Below are 19,695 nucleotides of genomic sequence, written 5' to 3'. Positions count from 1 at the left end.
GTCTTTCATGGGGCTCGTTCAACGTTGTTGTTCGACGAGCAAGCACTGCATCGGCAACCGGTTAACTTCTGGGGCCCGGCTCTGGGCATACCGCTGCCGGGTTGGTGCGTGCTGGGTTTCGGGCGTTTGTTGCTGTACATCGGCCGGCAAGGCGCAGCCGACGGTTGGGATCAAGGCCGCGAGGAGGATTTGATTTGCAGAATGCGTCGGGGGCGGCGATCCCAGCAAGTGTTGAGCGTGAGTTTGTACACCCCCCTTCGAGAGCCAGGGCAACAGCCCACTGCACAGCTGGCGGCCTTGCTCGAGGGGACTGAGGCGCTAACAGCTCAGTCTTCGCGGTTGGGTGCACGAATTCTGCGTCATAGCCAATTACCCGGCGATACGGATGAAGACCCGGAGTTAATGCTGCTAGGAGTCTTGACACAAGTGCTCGCCGACCTGGCGCCAACCTTGGCGCATCTGCCTGACGATACGCCCTTGGCCTTATTGCTGGAGGTTGATAGCCATCTGCACACGAGCCAAGTGCACCTGATGTGGCAAAAGGTGTGGAAAGAGTCGGGTATCCGCCAGAAAACCGTATCCGTCGAAGGGCTTGGCCTGGCTGCAGTAGACCAGTGGCTCGACCAGCGCATTGACGATCAGGCGTTATTGCTGGTGGTGGCGGTGCAATTCGCCCCGGAGCAGCCCGAAGGCAGGGCCGAGGCAGCGGTGGGACTGCTGTTCGGCAACCGTCTGACGCAGACCATCCTGCCGGCGGTTGCCTACCTCCACCGTCCGGAGCCGGCGCGTGGACCGAGCGCTGAGGCATTGCTCTATGGGGCACGGCAAGCCCTGGACTGGGTGCCGTTGGAAGCGCCAGCCATCCAGCACGTCTGGCGGGTGGGAGTCGCTGCGCAACAGGATGCGGCGATGAACACCGTACTGGCCGAACTGTCACTGCCGGCCAAGCCCAAGCAGGGTTTTTGCAACCTGGATGCGACGTTGGGGCATCCAGGCCAAGCCTCGCCATGGCTGGCCATCGCCGCTGCGACGCAAACCATTCAGTCCGGTAACGGGCCGCAATTCATTTTCAGTGGGGGCGGCGCCGTTGAGGCGGGGCTCTGGAGCACGGTGGTGACGCCGGTGCCATCGCTTTCGAACTAGGAGTCTGGCATGCAGTTTCGACGCTCGGTAGGGGTAGGTGGGGTTCTTTTTGGGGGGCTGTTGCTGACCGCACTGGTCCTGGGGGCACTGGTCTGGTTTCACCCGGAGTGGTTGGGGATGGCCGCTGGTAGTGACCGGCAAACTTTCTGGCTCTCGGTGATTGCGGCGACCACAGTGGTCGCGGTCATGTCCCCAACAGGTGCAGGGCCCAAGCGGCCCACTGGACACCACCTTCGGCCCGTTGTTGGCCCTCCTGGGTACCGACAATGGCAATGAGCGCCTGAGCCTGCAAGCCTTCCTCACCCAGGTCACCCGCGTGCGCCTGACCCTGCAACAAGTGAGCACTGCCCCCGACCCGCAGCCATGACCCAGGCTCTGGCACAGACGGTGTTCCAGGGCAAGAACGTCGACCTCACCGAAACCCAGGCCTACGGCAACCTGCTCGCCGCCAGCCTCGGCGCGGAGTGGGGAGGGATCGGTCAAACCCTCTTCGTGCAGCCGCTGGAGCAGGCCTGGCAACGGGTTCTGCAACCCTCGGCGGCGAGCCTCAACCGTCAGTGGCAGCGGGCGATCGTCAGCCTCTGGCACAGTGCGTTCGCCAGCCGCTACCCGTTCGCTGCTACTCCGAGCGACGCTTCGCTGCCGATGCTGGGGCAGATGATCCGCGCCGATTCCGGGCGCATCGAGCAGTTTCTGCAGCAGCAACTGGGCGGCGTATTGCACAAGGAAGGCGACCGCTGGGTGGCCGACCCTCGGCACAGCCAAGGCCTGCGCTTCAACCCGCAGTTTCTCAGCGCCATCAACCAGCTCAGCCACCTGGCCGATGTGCTCTACACCGACGGCGGCATGGGCCTGAGCTTCGAACTGCGCGGCAAGGCGGTGCGTGATGTGGTGGACACCACCTTCATCCTCAATGGCGAAAAACTCCACTACTACAAACAGAAGGAACGCTGGCAGCGCTTCAGCTGGCCGGGCTTCAGCGAACATCCGGGCACCAGCCTGACCTGGACCAGCGTACGCGCTGGCGCGCGCCTGTTCGGCGACTACCAGGGCACCTGGGGTTTGATTCGTCTGTTGGAACAAGCGCAGGTCACTCCGCTGGACGACGCCGACAGCCGCTACCGCCTAGTGCTCAAGGCCCCGGATGGCCTGGGCCTGACCTGGCATCTGCGCACCGAACTGGGGGCGGGGCCCTTGGCATTGCTCAAGCTGCGCGGCTTCAAGTTGCCGTCGCAGATATTTCTCGTCGAACGCTGAGTGGCCGGTCGACAGCTAACCGCAATCATTGGTGAAAGGTTCGCCCCAGCGCTTCCAGGCGCGTGGCGATGGAAGGCAATTGCCGGCTGTGCAGTGCCAGGGTGCCGACATCGCCTGCCGTGGTTTGCGCGATGGCCTGCACCGACTGCAAGCGCTCGACGATTTCCAGGCTTGCCGTGGACTGTTCGCGGGTGGTGCAGACGATGCGTCCGTTGAGTTCATCGATGTGTGCAATATCGGCACCCACGGCCTGCAACATCGTGGCCGCCTGGCGACTGTCTTCGACACAGCGCTCAACCCCCGCGCGGCTGTCGTGCATGGCCTCGGCGGCCTTGCGGCTGCCGTGCTGCAAGGCGTCGATGATGGTTTTGATTTCCTTGGTCGAGACAGCGGTGCGCTGGGCAAGGCTGCGCACTTCATCGGCCACCACGGCAAAGCCGCGACCCTGATCGCCAGCCCGGGCCGCTTCAATGGCCGCGTTGAGGGCCAGCAGGTTGGTCTGTTCGGCGATGCTGCGGATGACTTCCAGCACGTTGCCGATCTGTTCGGCCTGGGTCGCCAGCACCTGCACGGTCTCGTTGGTACCCTGCAGGCGCGACGCCAGTTGAGTGATTTCGTGCTGGGCCCGGTTCACGCTTTCCTGTCCTCGGGTAATTTGCGCGCTGGCCTGGCCGGCATGTTCGGCGGCATGCTCGACATGCACCGCAATGTGGCCCATCGCATCGCCCATGCGCTGCATTGAACCGGTCACCTGGGCAATTTCCGTCAACTGGTTCCTTGCTCCTTGCTCCAGCGTGTTGCTGGTCACGGCCAGTTCCTGGCTCAGTTCACCCAGGCCGTGGGAGTCCCGTGCGACGCCGTCCACCAGGGTAGTGATTTGCAGCAGGAGTCGGTCGAAGCGATCGGCCAGCGACACGTGCACCCTGGTCGTTTCGCCCTCGCCGGCATTGCTGGTGAGCTGGGAGGTGGCGGTGAGCATCTTGTCCAGCATGTCCTGGCTCTCGACGGCATCGGCCTGGCTGTGCACGGCAAGATAGAGCAGGGCGGCCGTCTCCATGACCACATAGAAGGCATGCACGAATACCATCGGCCAGCCACCGTGGTGGGCCATGACGTAGACGGGGAAGCCCTGGTGTTGCAGGGCATGGAACACCACGTGATGCACCGCGATGGTTGCCGCAGCGACCAGAATCGGCAGCCAGTCCCGATAAAAAGTCAGCACCGCCAGCAGGGCGAAGATACCGAAGTGGGATTCGATCACACCCTCGGCCTGGTTGATGTGCAGGGCGGCCATCAGCATCAGGCCAACGGCCAGGCAGCAACGCATCAACCGCGTGCCGCCCATGGCGCGATACAACATCGTCAGCAGCAGGCTCGTGCCCCCGCCGACCACCAGCGCCTGGGCAAGGGTGTCATGCCAGAGAGCCAGGCCCAGGGAGAAGAGGAACATCAGCCAGATCAAACCGAGCATGATTCCGTCGGCTTTGCGGTAGTGGTCAAGAAAGCGCGGGGGGAAGGCCATTCACTCTTACTCCATGTGATTGAGAAAGAATAAAGCGCACAACTGGCGCCCCTGAGCGTGGGCGCCGTTTTGAAGCGGGTCGGCCTGTTCAGAAGCAGGAAGAGTGCCAAGGCCTGACAGGAGTTATCGGCATGGCGGGGGCGTACTTGAGAAATAAGTGGCCTGTGGCCACTAGCCTTTGGCGGCGGCCAGATAGCTACCCAAACGCCGCCCCATCTCTTCACCAAGCGCCTGCAAGCCACTCATTGGACGAACCATGACCTCGAAGTCGACAATCTTGCCCTGCTCGTCGAACCGAATCATGTCGATGCCCTTGAGTTCACGCCCATCGACCCGGGCGCTGAATTCCAGCACCACGCTCAGGCCATCGGCGGTGGCCAACTGACGGTGGTAGGTGAAGTCGACGAAGACCTGGAGCACTGTATTGAGCAGGGTCGAGACCACCGCCGGGCCCGGGTAAGGGGTGTGGGCCATGGGGGAGCGGAACACCACGTTCGGCGCCAGGAGTTCGGGCAGCGCGCTGAGGTCGCGCTGGTCGACCATGGCGTGCCAGCGTTGCAGCGAAGCGGCGGCCTGGGCTTGCAGATTCAGTTCGGTCATCGTCTCTTCCTTTGGATTGTTGTTCTGAGAACAGAAAATACGACTCGAAGTACCCAGGCTCAATGATCAAAAATGACAGTTTATTGATCCGCTCGCACAACCCTGGGCGCACTCAGTGGGTCGTCGGTGTCACCAGGAAGGTCAGGAGCTGCCCATCGTCATCCGGCTCGATGGCATTCACCGGCCGGGGCAGGTCGTCCAGCACTGCACGCCAGAAGGCGCCGGCCGTTTCATCCTGCTGGTAGAAGCGCACCAGCCAGGCATGCTCCCCGCTCATCAACACTTGCGTGGCCAGGGCCCGGCCGATGCCCAGGCGGCGGTACTTCTTCAGGATGAACAGGTCCGCCAGCTCCAGAGCCTCAAGCCCCGGCAACTCGCTTTGCTCGATCAGCAGGAAGCCGGCAATGAAGCCGTCGACCAGGATCAGGTTGGCGCTCCACTGGGGCTCGCGCCAATAGCGCGCCAGATGGGCATCGTGGATGTAGAAGCGGCCATCGACTTCCACGTCTTCCTGTTCCCAGTCCGAGGACTCGTAGGCATAGAACTGGTACAGGTTGCGGATCAGTTCGGCCTGCTCGGGGTCGGTCTGCACCAGCTCGACCATGGCGCCGGTCATGGTCGGGCCTCACGTTCGGTGGGGCGACGAAAGAAGGAGGCGGGAAATGAAGGCATGGAGATCTCGGGGCAGGGGCAGTCAGTGAAGGGTCCGCTCGGGCTCGGTATTCTGTACAAAACGGACTGGCAATGCCATTGGCATCGATCGCATCACAGTCCCTCAGTCTCAGCTAAGTTTCGCTGGGTATCTTCTCCGCTGCGCCAGTTCAGCGCAGCTCAACTCAGGAGAGGCTACCCGCACATGAATCCCGAAAAAGCCGGATGGCTCAACAAAGTACCCGAAGTGACACTGTCATTCTGGATTATCAAGATTCTATCTACGACTGTGGGTGAAACCGGTGCGGACTTTCTGGCCGTGGATGCCGGTTTCGGTGCCGGTTGGACCAGCATCGGCATGGCCGTCCTGCTGGTGCTCGCGTTGTGCTTTCAACTGCGCACCAAGGCCTATACACCCTGGATTTACTGGTTGACCGTGGTGCTGGTGAGCATCGTCGGGACCCAGATCACCGACATCATGACCGACATGCTCGACATCAGCCTGTACACCAGCACGGCGGTCTTTTCCGTTCTGCTGGCGATCAACTTTCTGGTCTGGTATCGGTTGGAGCACAACCTGTCGATCCGCGAAATCGTCACCCCACGACGGGAGCTGTTTTACTGGGCGACCGTACTCTGCACCTTTGCTCTCGGCACTGCGGCGGGCGACCTGGCCACCGAAGCACTGGGCCTTGGCTTCACTCTCGGTGCCGTCATTTTCGGTGCGCTGATCGCCGCGACCCTGGTGGCCTGGCGCCTGGGCGGCAATGTGGTGCTGACTTTCTGGATCGCCTACATCCTTACCCGTCCGTTTGGCGCCTCCCTCGGCGATTTGCTGACCCAGGCCAAAACCTACGGAGGCCTGGGCATGGGCGCCACCTGGACCAGCGCCATCTTCCTGAGTGTCATCGTTATTCTGGTTGCGGTCGCGCAAATCAGTGTCGGCAACCGTAAAGCCGTCACTCAGTAACCCTTCAAAAGCCCATCATGGAATCGTCATGCGTCCACTTCAAACTATCATTCGCCACGTCGCCATCGTCTCGTCGATCTGTTTGCTCAGCGTCGCCGCCGGCTGCTCGAAACCTGCTGACAAACCCGGTGCTGGCGCGCCGACCACCTCGATGAGCGCACCCGCCCAGTCCGGCTCGAAGCTCGGTGATCTGTCCGAGTTCCGTACCATCGCCGCCGATGTCGCCGCACTCGTCGATAAAGGCGACCTGCCCGGGGCGAAAACCCGCATCAAGGATCTGGAAACGTCCTGGGACTCTGCCGAAGCCGGCATCAAGCCCCGCGCCGCCAGTGACTGGCATGTTCTGGACAAGGCCATTGACCGGGCACTCGATGAACTGCGCGCCAGCACGCCGAAGCAGAGCGATTGCAAGGCGGCAATGGATGATCTGTTGAAAGCCTTCGATTTGATGAAGGGCAAGCAATGACCTGCGGCCGCACATCGGGTTGATCCGGTGGCGGACAAACGCCGGTTCAGGTGCTTCAATACAGGCGCGACGGTCATGGCCGCCGCGCCTGTATTGATGAATATGAGCCGGAGCGGGACATGCGGATTTTGCTGGTCGAAGATGACCCGATGATTGGTGAAGCCATCCAGGGCGCACTGAACGATGCGAGCTACGCCACAGACTGGGTGAAGAACGGACTCACCGCCCTTGCGGCGCTGGACACCCAAGCTTACGACCTGGTGCTGCTGGATCTGGGGTTACCCGGCAAGGACGGGCTCGATGTGCTCGATGACATTCGCGACCGTAACAACCCGGTGCCGCTGCTGATCATCACCGCAAGAGATGGCCTCGATGATCGCCTGCGCGGCCTCGACGGCGGCGCTGACGACTTCTTGCTCAAACCCTTCGCCATGGCGGAGCTGTTGGCCCGCATGCGCGCCGTGTTGCGCCGCAAAGGCGGCAGCGCCCAGTCATTGCTGGACAACGGCGTGGTGTCGCTGGATCTGGTATCCAAACAAGCCACCACCGCCGAAACAGCCGATGTTCAGCTCTCCAGCCGCGAGTTCGCCCTGCTGCAGGCCCTGTTGATCAGGCCTGGCGCCATTCTTTCGCGCAGCGAACTTGAAGACCGCATTTACGGCTGGGGCAATGAAGTGGAAAGCAACGCGGTGGAGTTTCTGATTCACGCACTGCGGCGGAAATTGGGGAACCATGTCATCAAGAACGTCAGGGGAATGGGATGGATGGTTTCAAAAAGCGCCTGAGTGACTCGGTACAGTTCCGCCTGTCTGTAACGCTGTCGCTGGCCATCCTGATCGTGGCGGTGCTGGCCGGTGTTTTCGCTTTCGTCTCTGCCCTTGGCGAGGCGCACGAAATGCAGGACGAGAGCTTGCGTCAAGTGGCCGTCCTTTTTGATCGGCAGCAGATGACCCTGCACTATCCTGCAGCGGAACAGGTCGCGGGTGACGACGAAGAGTCCAGGGTTATCGTGCAATACCTGACCGACAGCAGCAAAGCGCTCGGCAATGACGATGCAACGATACCGCTGCCGTTCCCCACCACCCTGACCGATGGCTTGTCGACCCTGAACATTGCTGGTGAAAATTTTCGTGTGCTGGTCAGAACCACGGTCCGTGGCGAACGCATCGTTGTTGCCCAGGAAGCCGATGTGCGAGACAAGGAGGCGCGTGAGAGTGCCTGGCGCAGTCTGTTGCCGTTTCTCATCCTGTTTCCGGTGCTGTTGCTGGTGGTGGGCGATCTGGTGCGCAAACTGTTCCGCCCCATAGCAACCCTCTCGGACGAAATCGATCAGCGCGACCAGCAGGCGCTGCACCCTATCGACGAAAACCATTTGCCGACCGAGATTCGACCTTTCGTGGTGGCCATCAATCGATTGCTGACGCGCGTCGCGCAGTCCATGGAAGCCCAGCGTCGCTTCATCGCCGACGCAGCCCACGAATTGCGCTCTCCCATGACGGCCCTGTCATTGCAAGCCGAGCGACTGTCGGCCACAGAAATGTCGGCGCCGGCCCATGCGCGTTTATCGTCGCTGTCCCGGGGAATAGAACGCAGCAGAAAGCTGATCGATCAATTGCTGGCCCTGGCCGCTGCCCAGTCGAGCGCGGAACGATCACAGGCATCGGTTTCAGTTCTTGCAGTGTATCGACGGGTGCTGGAGGACGTGCTGCCGCTGGCAGAGAGCAAGTGCATCGATATCGGTGTTGAAAGCGTCGACGACGTACAGGTCATTATCAATGAAATGGATCTGTTGATCTTGGTCAGGAATCTGGTCGACAACGCTATCCGTTACACCCCCTTTGGTGGGCGAGTCGACCTGACGGTCGAGGTGGCGCAGGAGACCGTGATCCTTCAAGTCAAGGACACAGGCCCGGGTATCAGCGCAGAAGAACAAATACGGGTGTTCGATCCGTTTTACCGCAGTTTGGGAAGCGATGAGGCAGGCTCCGGACTGGGTTTGTCCATCGTCAAGGCGATAGCCGATCGTACGGGCGCAACCATCCGATTGAGTTTTTCGGATGAGATAAAGAAGAGCGGACTCTGTGTTTCGGTTTGGTTGAAAAGAGGCATGACGCGCCCCCCACTGCCGAGGCACCTCCAAGGGTAGCTCCGGAAGCTACCCGATTACCGGGGCAAGGAGCGCCCGGGTCACCAAGCCCAGCGCCACGACGATCAGCACCGCAGCAAAACCCCGCTGCACATGGCGCCCTGAAAGACGGCCGGCCAGTTGGCGTCCGGCGGCCATGCCCATGGCCGTGGTCAAGGCAAACAGCACCGTGGCCTTGACGGGCATCACCGCGCCATGAACCAGCGCTACCACGATGCCGCCGGTGCCCACCAGCGCAATCACCATCAGGGACGTGGCCACGACGCCGTGCATCGAGACATTGGTGTACCGGCGCAGCAGCGGCACAATGACGAAACCGCCGCCCACCCCCAGCAACCCCGTCAGGAATCCGGTCAGGGCGCCGATGCTGCCCAGCAGCAGTCCGGTGCCCAGGCACCACTGGAATCGCCCGGTTTGCGGGTCGATGCGCGCAATGCGCATGGTCGTTTCAATGTTCATGGCCGCCGAGTCCTGTTTCTGCAACAGCAGGCGCAGGCCCACGAATAACATGACGAGGCCGAATATCCCCATCAACCAGCGCTGCGGGGTGACCTGCGCAACGTGCAGGCCCACCAGGGTAAACGGCACGCCGCTGAGCGCCATCAGCATCGCGGCGCGGTAGCGCACCAGTTTTTTGCGCAAGCCTTCCAGCGCGCCGAGCACGGCGCTACCGACGACTGCAACCAATGCCACCGGCGCCGCCTGCTGCATGGTCCAGCCCATGCCGGCCACCAGCACCGGCACGGCCAGTATGCCGCCACCGGCGCCTGTCAGGCCCAGTACAGCGCCCACCAGCATGCCGAGGATGAGCGAGATTGCCATGATCGGCTCCCAGGTAAGATTCGGGTGGGTTGTCCCACGCGTTGCCGAAGAGAATACCCGAGCCCGGCCGCAGCAGAGAAGGCCCCGAGCGCCAGCAGCGGTCGGGGCGGTTGATCAGGCAACCGGGATCGGGTTGTCGATGACCGATTGATTGAATTGCGCGATCAATGCGTACTCGTTGGGCCCGGGGTTGGAGCGAAGTGGGTTGATGCGGTCGACAATGATTTCATCGCTGTCGCCTTGCAGCTTTTCCATGGTTTCGCCGATGAACTCATCCAGCGGCATGGCGCGCGGGTCGCCGCTTTTGTGGATGAGGTCGGTGTCGACCCAGGGCGGGGAGATCTCCAGTACTTTCACGGTTGTTTCGCGCAGCATGAAACGTTGCGAGAGGGTATAGGAGTGGATCGCCGCCTTGGTCGCCGAGTACAGCGCGGTGACCGCCAGGGGGATGAAGGCGAGCACCGAGCTGTTGTTGATGATCCAGGCCTCGGGCCGGGTCTTGAGGTGCTCGACGAAGGCTGCACTGATGCGCACGGGCCCAAGCACGTTGGTTGCCAGCAGGTGGGTGGCCTGGGCATCGTCCAGTTCACCCGATGCGGCGTTGTCGAACGGCATGATCCCGGCGTTGTTGATCACTACATTGAGATCCGGGTGACGCTTGATCACGTGTTGGGCAACGGCCTTGATCTGCGCCGGATCGGTGATGTCCAGTTCGACGGTGTCCATGCCCGGATTGGCGCGAGCGATCTCCTCGAGCAGGGCCTGGCGCCGGCCGGCGATGATCACCTGGTTGCCGCGCCGGTGGAATGCCTCGGCCAGTGCGCGACCGATGCCTGAAGTGCCGCCGGTGATGAAAACGGTGTTGTGGGTGAGTTTCATGACGAGTACTCCAGGTCAGGGTTCAGTGGCTGCCATAGCGCGCGGCAGGCACGTTGCTCGACAGCTGTGTCGACAGGGTCTGGCGAGCGTTTTCGTAGGTTTGCCAGACGTCCAGTGCGTGCAGCGATGGAATGGAGATCAGTTCGCCGCGATCGAAGTCGATCAGTGCCGCGTCGACCAGATCATCGGCAGACATCACGATGGCAGGGTCCAGATGTTCAATCGGCAGGCCGCCGATGGCCCAGAAGTCGGTAGCGGTGGCGCCGGGCAGCACGGCCTGGACGCGTATGCCTTTATCGGCGAGTTCACGGTGCAGCGATTGGCTGAAGGCGGTGACGAAGGCCTTGCTGGCGCCATAGACGCCGTTGAGTTTTTCCGGGGCGATGCTGACGACCGACGAGATGTTGATGATTGCGCCGCGACCTCGGGCAACGAAGCCCGGTACTGCGGCATAGGTCAGGCGGGTAAGGGCGGTGACGTTCAGTTCGATCATCCGCGTCATCCGTTCGACATCGCTGTCGAGCAGCGCTGTATGGGTGCCGATGCCTGCGTTGTTGACCAGCAAGGTGATGCTGGCGTCCTCCTTGAGCTTGTTCTCGACCCTGGCCAGCGAGGCACGATCGTTGAGGTCGGCGTCGAATACTTCCACCAGGCGTCCGCTTTCGCTGGTGATGCGTTGGGCCAGGTCGTTGAGGCGGTCGCGGTTGCGCGCCACCAGGATCAGGTCGTAGCCACGGCGGGCGAGACGTTCGGCGTAGATGGCGCCAATGCCGGAGGATGCGCCAGTGATGAGGGCTGTGCCTTGATGCGTCATGAGGGTTCTCCAGGTTTCGGGTTGCGATGGAGAGATCTTGCAGCGCTTTGACGATGTCTTAAATGACGTTTATGGTGGTCTTTCAGGACATCCAAAAAAAGGGGGGCAGCATGCACCGCATCGGCTTTGTCGTGGCAGACGGGTTCCAGGTGATGTCATTGGCATCCCAGACAGTTTTCGAGTTCGCCAATCTGGTGGTGGGTGAGCCCTTTTATGCGATCGAGAATTTTTCGGCGGCCGGTGGGACGGTGCGCTCGTCCCTGGGGATGCTGATGGAGACGCGTGCGCTGGATACGCCGGGTCTTGCGCAAACCTGGATTTTCACTGGGGTGAATAATCCACTGCAGGTGCCGGCTGCGCCTGAGGTGCTGGCCTTCGCAAAACGGGCTGCTGTCCAGGCACGTCGCATCGCCGGTATCTGCACCGGCGGTTTTGTCCTGGCCGAGGCGGGGCTGCTGGCCGACCGTCGGGCGACCACCCATTGGGCCTATGCCCAGGCGTTGCAAAGGCTGTATCCGGACATCCGGGTGGAGGACGACCGCATCTACATCATCGACGGCCCGATCTGGACGTCTGCCGGCATGACGGCGGGCCTGGACCTGGCCCTGGGCATGCTGGAAAAGGACCTGGGCGTCGATATTGCGCGTTCCGTGGCGCACAGGCTGGTCATGCACCAACGGCGTTCGGGCGGCCAGTCCCAGCATTCCGAACTGCTGGCGCTGGCACCCAAGTCGGATCGGGTTCAGAGCGCCCTGGAGTATGTGCGACGCAACCTTGCGCGGCCGCTGAACGTCGAGGAGCTGGCCGAGACCGTGCATTTGAGTCCGCGCCAGTTCACCCGGGTGTTCACGGCAGAGACCGGCCAGTCCCCGGCCAAGGCCATCGAAGGCCTGCGCCTGGAGGTGGCCCGGTTGATGATCGAACAGAGTCGCCACCCCCTGGAGACGGTCGCCCGGGAAACCGGCTTTCGCGACCGCCGTCATTTGCGTGAGGCGTTCATGCGTGGCTTCGGCGTGACGCCGCTGGCAGTGCGCCGTGATGCGCGCGCTGTCGGGGCCTAGCAGGCGCAGGCAATGCCCTGGCCGGATGCATTCAGCGGCGCATTGCCGCCCATCAGGGACAGGCCCTCGTCGAGCCAGCCGGTGACGCCCCCGATCATTTCCTTCACGGCATAGCCCAGACTGGCCAGGCGGATCGCGGCGCGATGCACGCCATTGCAATGAGGACCTGCGCAATACACCACGAACAGGGTGTCAGCGGGAAAGTCGGCCATGCGTTCGCGCGTCATCGTGCGCACAGAAATGTTGATCGCGCCCGGCACGTGGCCAGCGCTGAACGCTTCATGCCCGCGCACATCCACGAGGACGTAATCGACTGCGCCGGCCTTCTGGCTGTGATGAACGTCGGAGCAGTCGGTTTCAAAGGCCAGACGGTTGCTGAAGTGCATCAGCGCAGCCGAAGGCGTGGCGGCGGGAGTTTCACTGACAAGGCTGGGCATGGTGATCGCTCGGTCGTTGGAGGTGGCACCACTGTAGTTAATGCGCGGATGGCGCTACAGTGGCGTACTCGACATCAACTGGTAATTTTCCGCCAATGCATAACGACCCGGGTCTGGTGGCCGTGCTGGCCTACGACGGCTTGTGCACCTTCGAATTTGGCATCTCTGTGGAGATATTCGGCCTGCCGCGTCCGGAGTTCGACTTTGCCTGGTATCGCCACTGCATCGTTGCCGTGGACGAGGGACCGATGCGCGCCCTGGGGGGCATTCAGGTGACCGCCGATTCGGGCCTCGAGGCCCTGGCCGAGGCGCGCACCATCATTGTTCCGGGCTGGAGAAACCGGGACGAACCACCGCCGGAGCCGCTGCTGCAGGCATTGCGGGCGGCGCATGGGCGCGGGGCGCGGTTGCTGTCCATCTGTTCCGGCGTTTTCGTGCTCGCCGCCACGGGCCTGCTGGACGGCAAGCGTGCCACGACCCATTGGCGCTACACCGACGAATTGAAGGCGCGCTTTCCAGCCATCGAGGTGGACCCGGATGTGCTCTACGTGGACAGTGGTCAATTGATCACCTCGGCCGGCAGCGCCGCAGGCATCGATGCCTGCCTGCATCTGGTCGGCCGCGACTTCGGCACCCATGTCGCCAATACCGTTGCCAGGCGTCTGGTGATGGCCCCGCAGCGCTCGGGAGGGCAGGCTCAGTTCATCCCTGCGCCGGTTGCCCAGGCCCCTCGCGATGACTTGTCGTCCGTGCTGGAGTGGGCACGCCAACACGCCGGGGAGGCATTGTCAGTCAGGCAACTGGCCGCCCGGGCGCTGATGAGCGAGAGAACCTTTCTGCGTCGCTTCAGCGATGCAACCGGCATGACCCCCAAAGCCTGGTTGCTGCACACCCGCATGGCCCGGGCACGAGAACTTCTGGAAACCACCAGCCTGAACAGCGAACTGATCGCCGAGCGTTGTGGCTTCGCCTCCGTTGAAAGTTTCCGTGTTGCGTTTCGCCGGGTCGTGGGCCTGGCACCCAGGTTCTACCGCGAACGTTTCGGCGCTGAAGAGAGTGGGGGCTTTACGAAGAAATATTAAGGTCGTAATATTATTTTGAATGTCATTCATCATGTAATGATTTGTCAACGTTAGTGGCCCCACAGAGGACTGCACCATGACCGCTTCTCCCCAGGAAAAACTGTACCTAGATGACCTGAGCCTTGGTCAAGTGTTTCAAAGCGACAGCGTTCATGTCGAGCCAGCGGCCATGCTGGCCTTTGCTCAGGATTACGACCCACAACCCTTCCATCTCGACTCGGAACGGGCTGAAGAGAGTGTGTTTGGCAAGCTGGCGGCCAGTGGTTGGCACACGGCGGCACTGACGATGAAGCAGCTCGTGGCCAGCGTGCCACTGGCGAGCGGGATCATTGGCCTCGACATTCAATTGAGCTGGCCGAGCCCGTGTTATCCGGATGATGTGTTGCAGGTCACCAGTACCGTTCAGGCCATCGAGCCTTCCAGCTCCAGGCCGGACCGGGGCGTCGTGACCATGCTGATGGAAACGCGCAAGCAGGATGGCAAGGTGGTACAGCGCGCGACGGGGAAGCTGCTGGTGTTCAGAAGGCCGGTTTGATTGATGCGGCGTTACTCGTTCCCACGCTCTGCGTGGGAATGCAGTGTCCGACGCTCCAGCGTCGCGACGCAGAGCGTCAGGAGAGGCATTCCCACGCGGAGCGTGGGAACGAGGGTACGAGGGGCAGCCCGCTTCAGGCATCGTCTGCACTGCGCCACTGCTTCGGGCTGAGCCCGAACCAGCGCTTGAATGCCCGGGAAAACGCGCTGGTCTCGGAATAGCCCAGCATTGACGCAAGCTGGGTGACACTGAGGTTCTGCTGCTTGAGGTGGGTCATGGCCAGGTCCCGGCGAATCTGGTCCACCAGTTGGGTGAAGCTCAGGCCGTAGTCCCGCAGTTTGCGTTGCAGGGCCCATTCGGACATTCCCAGGGTTTGCGCCACCTCATCGAGCGCCGGCTCGCCCAGGTGCAGGATGGCAATGATCGCCTGCCGGGCCTGATCCAGCAGGCTGACTTCGTTGCTGCTTTCACCCAGTTGGCGGATGGCGTCCTTGACCAGCATCAGCAGCATCGGATCGCTGCCGGGCATGGCCCTGGCGACCAGGTCCTGCTTGGGAATCAGCACGCTGTTGCAGCGCTGGTTGAAACGCACGTCGGCCTGGAACACTTCGCGGTGCTCTTGCCAGCCCTGGGGTATTGCGTGTTCGAAGGCGACTTGCCGGGGCGCCCAGTCCGGGCCGAGCACATGACGCACCAGGTTGATGGCCATGCCCATGGTCAGCTCGGCGTCCTGACGGCGTTCGTTGATGGCGCCGTGGCGCACCTGATAATCGAATCGATAACAGTCGTCCTGGTCCACCAGTTGGATCAGGGTGCTGTGCTGGTGAAAGGGGAAGGCCTGGGCAAAGTTGACCAGGGCGTCTTCCAGCGTGGCCGAGCACAAGCCGATGTAACCCAGCAAACCCAGGGCCTGGGGCTGGAACTGCTGGCCATAGCGCAGGCCGAAGTTATCGCAGTCGGTTTGCCGGGCCGCTTCTTCCAGCACCCTGCAGTAGTTGGTCAGCGGCAGGCTGAGCGTCGGATGCAACAGTTGCTCCGGGTCGATGCCCGAGCGACCGAAGACGCGGTCCAGGTCACCGCCATGCTGGACGATGAAGCCGTCCAGGCCGTTGGCAGCCGCCGACAGGACACCACGATTGCTGGTGCCTGGCGCGTTCAACGGTGAGGGCGAAAGCAGGGTCTGGTTCATGGCAAGTGAAGGGCCGTCCTTGTGAGCATGAAAAAACTTCAAGCAAATGTCATACCTTGTCACCTTTTTGTCTGCTTAGAAGGGGCTCTGCCATGAGTGCAGCTCAGCGTTGGTCGCGGTTTTCAAGTGTTCGCTGCATGCCCTGGCACCGCCGCGCGCGCAGCATGATGTGCTACCCATGAACTCATGACGCAGCGAACGCACGGGTCAACGTGAGTCGATCGGTGGCATCTGTGACCCGATTTGATGCGCGGCCAGCTATTCGTGCGCCGGGTTGTCGCATCGAATTCAATCCCGCAAAAAACTTGACCTTGCACGACCCATCGCACTTTCTCCGGTCAAGCCTTGGCGGCATGCCAGTGATTATTCTCGACCCCAGGCAAATACCGTCGCTTACCTTGCGGAGTGTACGAACATGACTGCATCACAACTAAAACCAACATTGGGCACCCTGCATTTGTGGGGCCTGGCCGTCGGGCTGGTGATTTCCGGCGAATACTTCGGCTGGAGTTATGGCTGGGGCACTGCTGGTACCCTGGGCTTTCTCGTCACCACACTGATGGTGGCGGTGATGTACACCTGCTTCATCTTCAGCTTCACCGAACTCACCACCGCCATCCCCAATGCCGGTGGTCCCTTTGCTTACAGCTTGCGCGCCTTCGGTGTCAGCGGCGGGATGATCGCAGGTCTGGCAACGCTGATCGAATTCGTCTTCGCACCGCCGGCCATTGCCATGGCCATCGGCGCCTACCTGAATGTGCAGTACCCGAGCCTGGACCCGAAATGGGCGGCGATCGGTGCCTATATCGTGTTCATGACCCTGAACATCCTCGGCGTCAGTATCGCCGCGACCTTCGAGCTGGTGGTCACGGTGCTGGCGGTGGCCGAGCTGCTGGTGTTCATGGGCGTCGTGGCGCCAGGTTTCAGCTTCAGCAACTTCGTGCTGGGCGGCTGGGCCGGTTCCGATAGCTTCGGCCTGCCGGCCATCAGCGGCATGTTCGCGGCGATTCCGTTCGCCATCTGGTTCTTCCTCGCCATCGAAGGTGCGGCCATGGCCGCCGAAGAGGCGAAGGACCCCAAGCGCACCATCCCGCGTGCCTACGTAGCGGGCATTCTGACCCTGGTGGTGTTGGCTGTCGGCGTGATGATCCTTGCCGGTGGCGTGGGCGACTGGCGTACCCTGGCCAACATCAACGATCCGCTGCCACAGGCGATGAAGGCGGTGGTTGGCAACAACTCGAACTGGATGCACATGCTGGTGTGGATCGGCCTGTTCGGTCTGGTTGCCAGTTTCCACGGCATCATCCTTGGCTACTCGCGGCAATTCTTCGCCCTGGCCCGTGCCGGTTTCCTGCCGGCCAGCCTGGCCAAGCTGTCGCGTTTCCAGACCCCGCACCGGGCGATCATCGCCGGTGGCGTGGTGGGTATCGTGGCGATCCTCAGTGACGGCCTGGTCAACCTGCAAGGCATGAGCCTGACGGCGGCGATGATCACCATGTCGGTGTTCGGCGCCATCGTCATGTACATTGTCAGCATGCTCAGCCTGTTCAAGTTGCGCCGCAGCGAGCCGAACCTCGAGCGCAGCTTCCGGGCTCCGGGCTACCCGGTGGTACCGGCCATCGCCCTGGTCCTGGCGGTGGTCTGCCTGGTGGCAATGATCTGGTTCAACACCCTGATTGGCGGCATTTTCCTGTGCCTGATGCTGGTCGGCGCGTTGTTCTGCAAAGTGGTACGCAGCCGTGGCGCGGTCGCGGTCCTGGCTGTTCAATAAAGGAAGAACCCGCATGAGCTTCTCCCACACCATTGGCGGCATGACCTGGCATTTCGACAGCCTGCGCGATCTGATGGCCAAGGCCAGTCCCGCACGCTCCGGCGATTTCCTTGCCGAAGTCGCTGCCACCAGCGATGCCCAGCGTGCCGCGGCGCAGATGGCCCTGGCCAACGTGCCGCTCAAGCGCTTTCTCGTCGAGGCGTTGATCCCTTATGAGCAAGACGAAGTCACTCGCCTGATCATCGACAGCCATGATCCGGCAGCCTTCGCCCCGGTCAGCCACCTGACCGTGGGTGGGTTTCGCGACTGGCTGCTGGGGGATGCGGCCACCGAGACCAGCTTGAGGGCGCTGGCGCCAGGCCTGACCCCGGAAATGGCCGCCGCCGTGTCGAAGATCATGCGTCTGCAGGACCTGGTGCTGGTGGCGCAGAAAATCCGCGTGGTCACACGCTTTCGCAATACGGTGGGGCTGCGTGGGCGGATGTCGACCCGCCTGCAACCCAATCACCCGACCGACGATCCGGCGGGCATTGCCGCCAGCGTCCTCGACGGCCTGTTGTATGGCAACGGCGATGCCATGATCGGCATCAACCCGGCAACCGACAGCATCAGCGCCATCAGTGAACTGCTGAAGATGCTCGACGGAGTGATTCAGCACTACGAGATTCCGACTCAATCCTGCGTACTGACCCACGTGACCTCGTCGGTGGCGGCCATCGAAAGGGGCGTGCCACTGGACCTGGTGTTCCAGTCCATCGCCGGCACGCAAGCGGCCAACAGCAGCTTCGGTATCAACCTGGAGATTCTGCGGGAAGGCTACGAAGCGGGCTTGAGCCTGAACCGCGGCACTCGCGGCAACAACCTGATGTACTTCGAGACCGGGCAGGGCAGTGCGCTGTCGGCCAATGCTCATCATGGCGTCGACCAACAGACTTGCGAAACCCGCGCCTACGCCGTGGCCCGGCATTTCAATCCGTTTCTGGTCAACACCGTGGTCGGTTTCATCGGCCCCGAGTACCTGTACAACGGCAAGCAGATCATTCGCGCGGGCCTTGAGGATCACTTCTGCGGCAAGCTGCTGGGTGTGCCGATGGGGTGTGACATCTGTTACACCAACCATGCCGAAGCCGATCAGGATGATATGGACAACCTGTTGACCTTGCTCGGGGTGGCCGGCATCAACTTCATCATGGGCATTCCCGGTTCCGATGATGTGATGCTCAACTACCAGACCACGTCCTTTCACGATGCGCTGTACGCCCGCAAGACCCTCGGTCTGCGCACGGCACCGGAGTTCGAAGCCTGGTTGGCGCGCAAGAATATCCTGCACTATGACGACAATGGCCTGCGCCTGGGGCAGGGCGTACCGCAGCTGTTCCATCAGGCCCTGGCGCGATTGAGTTAAGGAGCGAGCATGAGTGACCACGCCCCATCACCCGCTCAGGCGGACGCCTGGAGCCAGTTGCGCGCGCTGACCTCGGCACGTATCGCCCTCGGTCGCGTCGGCACCAGTCTGCCCACCGGCGCCCAGCTGGATTTCCAGTTTGCCCATGCCCAGGCGCGCGATGCCGTGCATCTGCCGTTCGATCATGGCGCCTTGAGCGAACAGCTGGCGACGCGGCAGCGAGAAACCCTGACCCTGCACAGCTCTGCACCAGACCGCGATGTGTACTTGCAGCGCCCCGATCTCGGGCGTCGCTTGTCCAAGGCTTCGGTCGAGCAACTGCGCAGCTATGCGCAAACCCGAAGCCAGGGTTTCGACCTGGCACTGGTGGTGGCGGACGGCCTGTCGTCACTGGCGGTGCAACGTCACAGCCCGGCAATGCTCGAACGCATCGACGAACTGGCCCGCGCCGAAGGCTGGAGCCTGGCGCCGGTGGTACTGGTGGAGCAGGGCCGGGTGGCGGTGGCCGACGAAGTTGCCGAGTTGCTCAACGCCCGGATGGTGGTCATCCTGATCGGCGAGCGACCTGGGCTCAGCTCGCCGGACAGCCTCGGCCTGTACTTCACCTATGCACCCCGCGTGGGCCTCAACGACGCCGCGCGCAACTGCATCTCCAACGTGCGCCTGGAAGGCATGAGCTACGCCATGGCGGCGTACAAACTGCTGTACCTCATGCGTGAGGCCTGGCGTCGCCAGTTGTCGGGGGTCAGTCTTAAGGACGAAGCACCGGTGCGCACGCTGGAAGCCGGGGTTGAGGACAGGCAAGGCAATTTTCTGCTTGGCACTGAGATGGCCTGAAAGGGAATTCTCGTTCCCACGCTCCGCGTGGGAATGCCTCCGCAGACGCTCAGCGTCGTGACGCTGGAGCGTCAGGTCACTGCATTCCCACGCAGAGCGTGGGAACGA

The 19,695-nt window shown here is 62.2% G+C and carries 19 protein-coding genes and 1 pseudogene; 12 read left to right on the top strand and 8 right to left on the bottom strand.

The features are described from left to right. The coding region (locus tag F2S13_RS24200; protein WP_425500245.1) for a hypothetical protein at positions 1–1,143 on the top strand (1,143 nt) is incomplete at its 5' end. 208 nt (positions 1,144–1,351) lie between these two features. Beyond that, positions 1,352–2,400 (top strand): annotated as a pseudogene (locus F2S13_RS24195) (type VI secretion IcmF C-terminal domain-containing protein); the annotation flags it as partial. A gap of 25 nt (positions 2,401–2,425) precedes the next feature. Here F2S13_RS24195 and F2S13_RS29895 read toward each other — a convergent pair. The 3 genes from F2S13_RS29895 to F2S13_RS24180 form a co-directional block, all read right to left on the bottom strand. Continuing rightward, positions 2,426–3,118 carry a methyl-accepting chemotaxis protein gene (locus F2S13_RS29895; protein ID WP_425500246.1) on the bottom strand — a complete coding sequence of 231 codons (693 nt, stop codon included), beginning with the start codon at positions 3,116–3,118 and terminating at the stop codon, positions 2,426–2,428. A 975-nt stretch (positions 3,119–4,093) separates the two neighbouring features. Continuing rightward, a complete protein-coding gene (locus F2S13_RS24185; protein ID WP_166365615.1) occupies positions 4,094–4,522 on the bottom strand; it encodes a nuclear transport factor 2 family protein in 429 nt (142 codons plus the stop codon). Between the two features lie 112 nt (positions 4,523–4,634). Further along, positions 4,635–5,138, bottom strand: coding sequence for a GNAT family N-acetyltransferase (locus tag F2S13_RS24180; protein WP_166365613.1), 504 nt, complete (start codon positions 5,136–5,138; stop codon positions 4,635–4,637). A 240-nt stretch (positions 5,139–5,378) separates the two neighbouring features. Between F2S13_RS24180 and F2S13_RS24175 the strand changes: the two genes are divergently transcribed. From F2S13_RS24175 to F2S13_RS24160, 4 genes are all read left to right on the top strand, one after another. Continuing rightward, entirely contained in the window at positions 5,379–6,143 is a 765-nt protein-coding gene (locus F2S13_RS24175; RefSeq protein ID WP_166365611.1) for a COG4705 family protein, read from the top strand. Positions 6,144–6,171: 28 nt separating this feature from the next. Beyond that, the gene (locus F2S13_RS24170) at positions 6,172–6,609 is read left to right on the top strand and encodes a hypothetical protein (RefSeq protein ID WP_166365609.1); all 438 of its coding nucleotides are present in this window, start codon (positions 6,172–6,174) and stop codon (positions 6,607–6,609) included. A gap of 119 nt (positions 6,610–6,728) precedes the next feature. Further along, the gene (locus tag F2S13_RS24165; protein ID WP_166365607.1) at positions 6,729–7,394 is read left to right on the top strand and encodes a response regulator; all 666 of its coding nucleotides are present in this window, start codon (positions 6,729–6,731) and stop codon (positions 7,392–7,394) included. Further along, entirely contained in the window at positions 7,370–8,755 is a 1,386-nt protein-coding gene (locus F2S13_RS24160) for an ATP-binding protein (protein WP_166365605.1), read from the top strand. Before F2S13_RS24165 ends, F2S13_RS24160 begins: the two co-directional genes overlap by 25 nt. A gap of 9 nt (positions 8,756–8,764) precedes the next feature. Here the strand turns inward: F2S13_RS24160 and F2S13_RS24155 are convergent, their stop codons facing one another. The 3 genes from F2S13_RS24155 to F2S13_RS24145 form a co-directional block, all read right to left on the bottom strand. Continuing rightward, positions 8,765–9,577, bottom strand: a complete 813-nt coding sequence (locus F2S13_RS24155) for a sulfite exporter TauE/SafE family protein (RefSeq protein ID WP_166365603.1) — start codon at positions 9,575–9,577, stop codon at positions 8,765–8,767. A 114-nt stretch (positions 9,578–9,691) separates the two neighbouring features. Beyond that, positions 9,692–10,456, bottom strand: coding sequence for an SDR family oxidoreductase (locus tag F2S13_RS24150; protein WP_166365601.1), 765 nt, complete (start codon positions 10,454–10,456; stop codon positions 9,692–9,694). Between the two features lie 22 nt (positions 10,457–10,478). Beyond that, entirely contained in the window at positions 10,479–11,270 is a 792-nt protein-coding gene (locus F2S13_RS24145) for an SDR family NAD(P)-dependent oxidoreductase (protein WP_166365599.1), read from the bottom strand. A gap of 110 nt (positions 11,271–11,380) precedes the next feature. On the opposite strand from F2S13_RS24145, the gene F2S13_RS24140 reads away from it, so the two are divergent. Beyond that, positions 11,381–12,331 carry a GlxA family transcriptional regulator gene (locus tag F2S13_RS24140; protein ID WP_166365597.1) on the top strand — a complete coding sequence of 317 codons (951 nt, stop codon included), beginning with the start codon at positions 11,381–11,383 and terminating at the stop codon, positions 12,329–12,331. On the opposite strand, the gene F2S13_RS24135 is transcribed toward F2S13_RS24140, so the two are convergent. Beyond that, entirely contained in the window at positions 12,328–12,768 is a 441-nt protein-coding gene (locus tag F2S13_RS24135) for a rhodanese-like domain-containing protein (protein ID WP_166365595.1), read from the bottom strand. The genes F2S13_RS24140 and F2S13_RS24135 overlap by 4 nt on opposite strands. Positions 12,769–12,863: 95 nt before the next feature. On the opposite strand from F2S13_RS24135, the gene ftrA reads away from it, so the two are divergent. Both ftrA and F2S13_RS24125 read left to right on the top strand, forming a co-directional pair. After that, entirely contained in the window at positions 12,864–13,850 is a 987-nt protein-coding gene (gene ftrA, locus F2S13_RS24130) for a transcriptional regulator FtrA (protein WP_166365593.1), read from the top strand. 76 nt (positions 13,851–13,926) lie between these two features. Beyond that, positions 13,927–14,385, top strand: a complete 459-nt coding sequence (locus tag F2S13_RS24125) for a MaoC family dehydratase (protein ID WP_166365591.1) — start codon at positions 13,927–13,929, stop codon at positions 14,383–14,385. Between the two features lie 133 nt (positions 14,386–14,518). Here F2S13_RS24125 and qhpR read toward each other — a convergent pair whose 3' ends face one another. Beyond that, positions 14,519–15,574 carry an AraC-like transcriptional regulator QhpR gene (gene qhpR, locus F2S13_RS24120; RefSeq protein WP_166365621.1) on the bottom strand — a complete coding sequence of 352 codons (1,056 nt, stop codon included), beginning with the start codon at positions 15,572–15,574 and terminating at the stop codon, positions 14,519–14,521. A gap of 415 nt (positions 15,575–15,989) precedes the next feature. Between qhpR and eat the strand changes: the two genes are divergently transcribed. Genes eat through eutC form a run of 3 tightly spaced genes read left to right on the top strand, consistent with a single transcriptional unit; the run spans position 15,990 to position 19,587 of the window. Then, the gene (eat, locus tag F2S13_RS24115; protein ID WP_166365589.1) at positions 15,990–17,345 is read left to right on the top strand and encodes an ethanolamine permease; all 1,356 of its coding nucleotides are present in this window, start codon (positions 15,990–15,992) and stop codon (positions 17,343–17,345) included. Positions 17,346–17,358: 13 nt separating this feature from the next. Then, the gene (locus F2S13_RS24110; protein WP_166365587.1) at positions 17,359–18,750 is read left to right on the top strand and encodes an ethanolamine ammonia-lyase subunit EutB; all 1,392 of its coding nucleotides are present in this window, start codon (positions 17,359–17,361) and stop codon (positions 18,748–18,750) included. Positions 18,751–18,759: 9 nt separating this feature from the next. Continuing rightward, positions 18,760–19,587: an ethanolamine ammonia-lyase subunit EutC gene (gene eutC, locus F2S13_RS24105; RefSeq protein WP_166365585.1), complete on the top strand. Its 828-nt coding sequence runs from the start codon at positions 18,760–18,762 to the stop codon at positions 19,585–19,587. The last annotated feature ends 108 nt before the right edge of the window (positions 19,588–19,695 follow it).

Origin of the sequence: Pseudomonas akapageensis (assembly GCF_011355085.1) — a bacterium.
Classification (GTDB): domain Bacteria; phylum Pseudomonadota; class Gammaproteobacteria; order Pseudomonadales; family Pseudomonadaceae; genus Aquipseudomonas; species Aquipseudomonas akapageensis.
The sequence above is the reverse complement of the archived record's forward strand: the minus strand, read 5'-3'. Positions and strand labels throughout refer to the sequence as shown.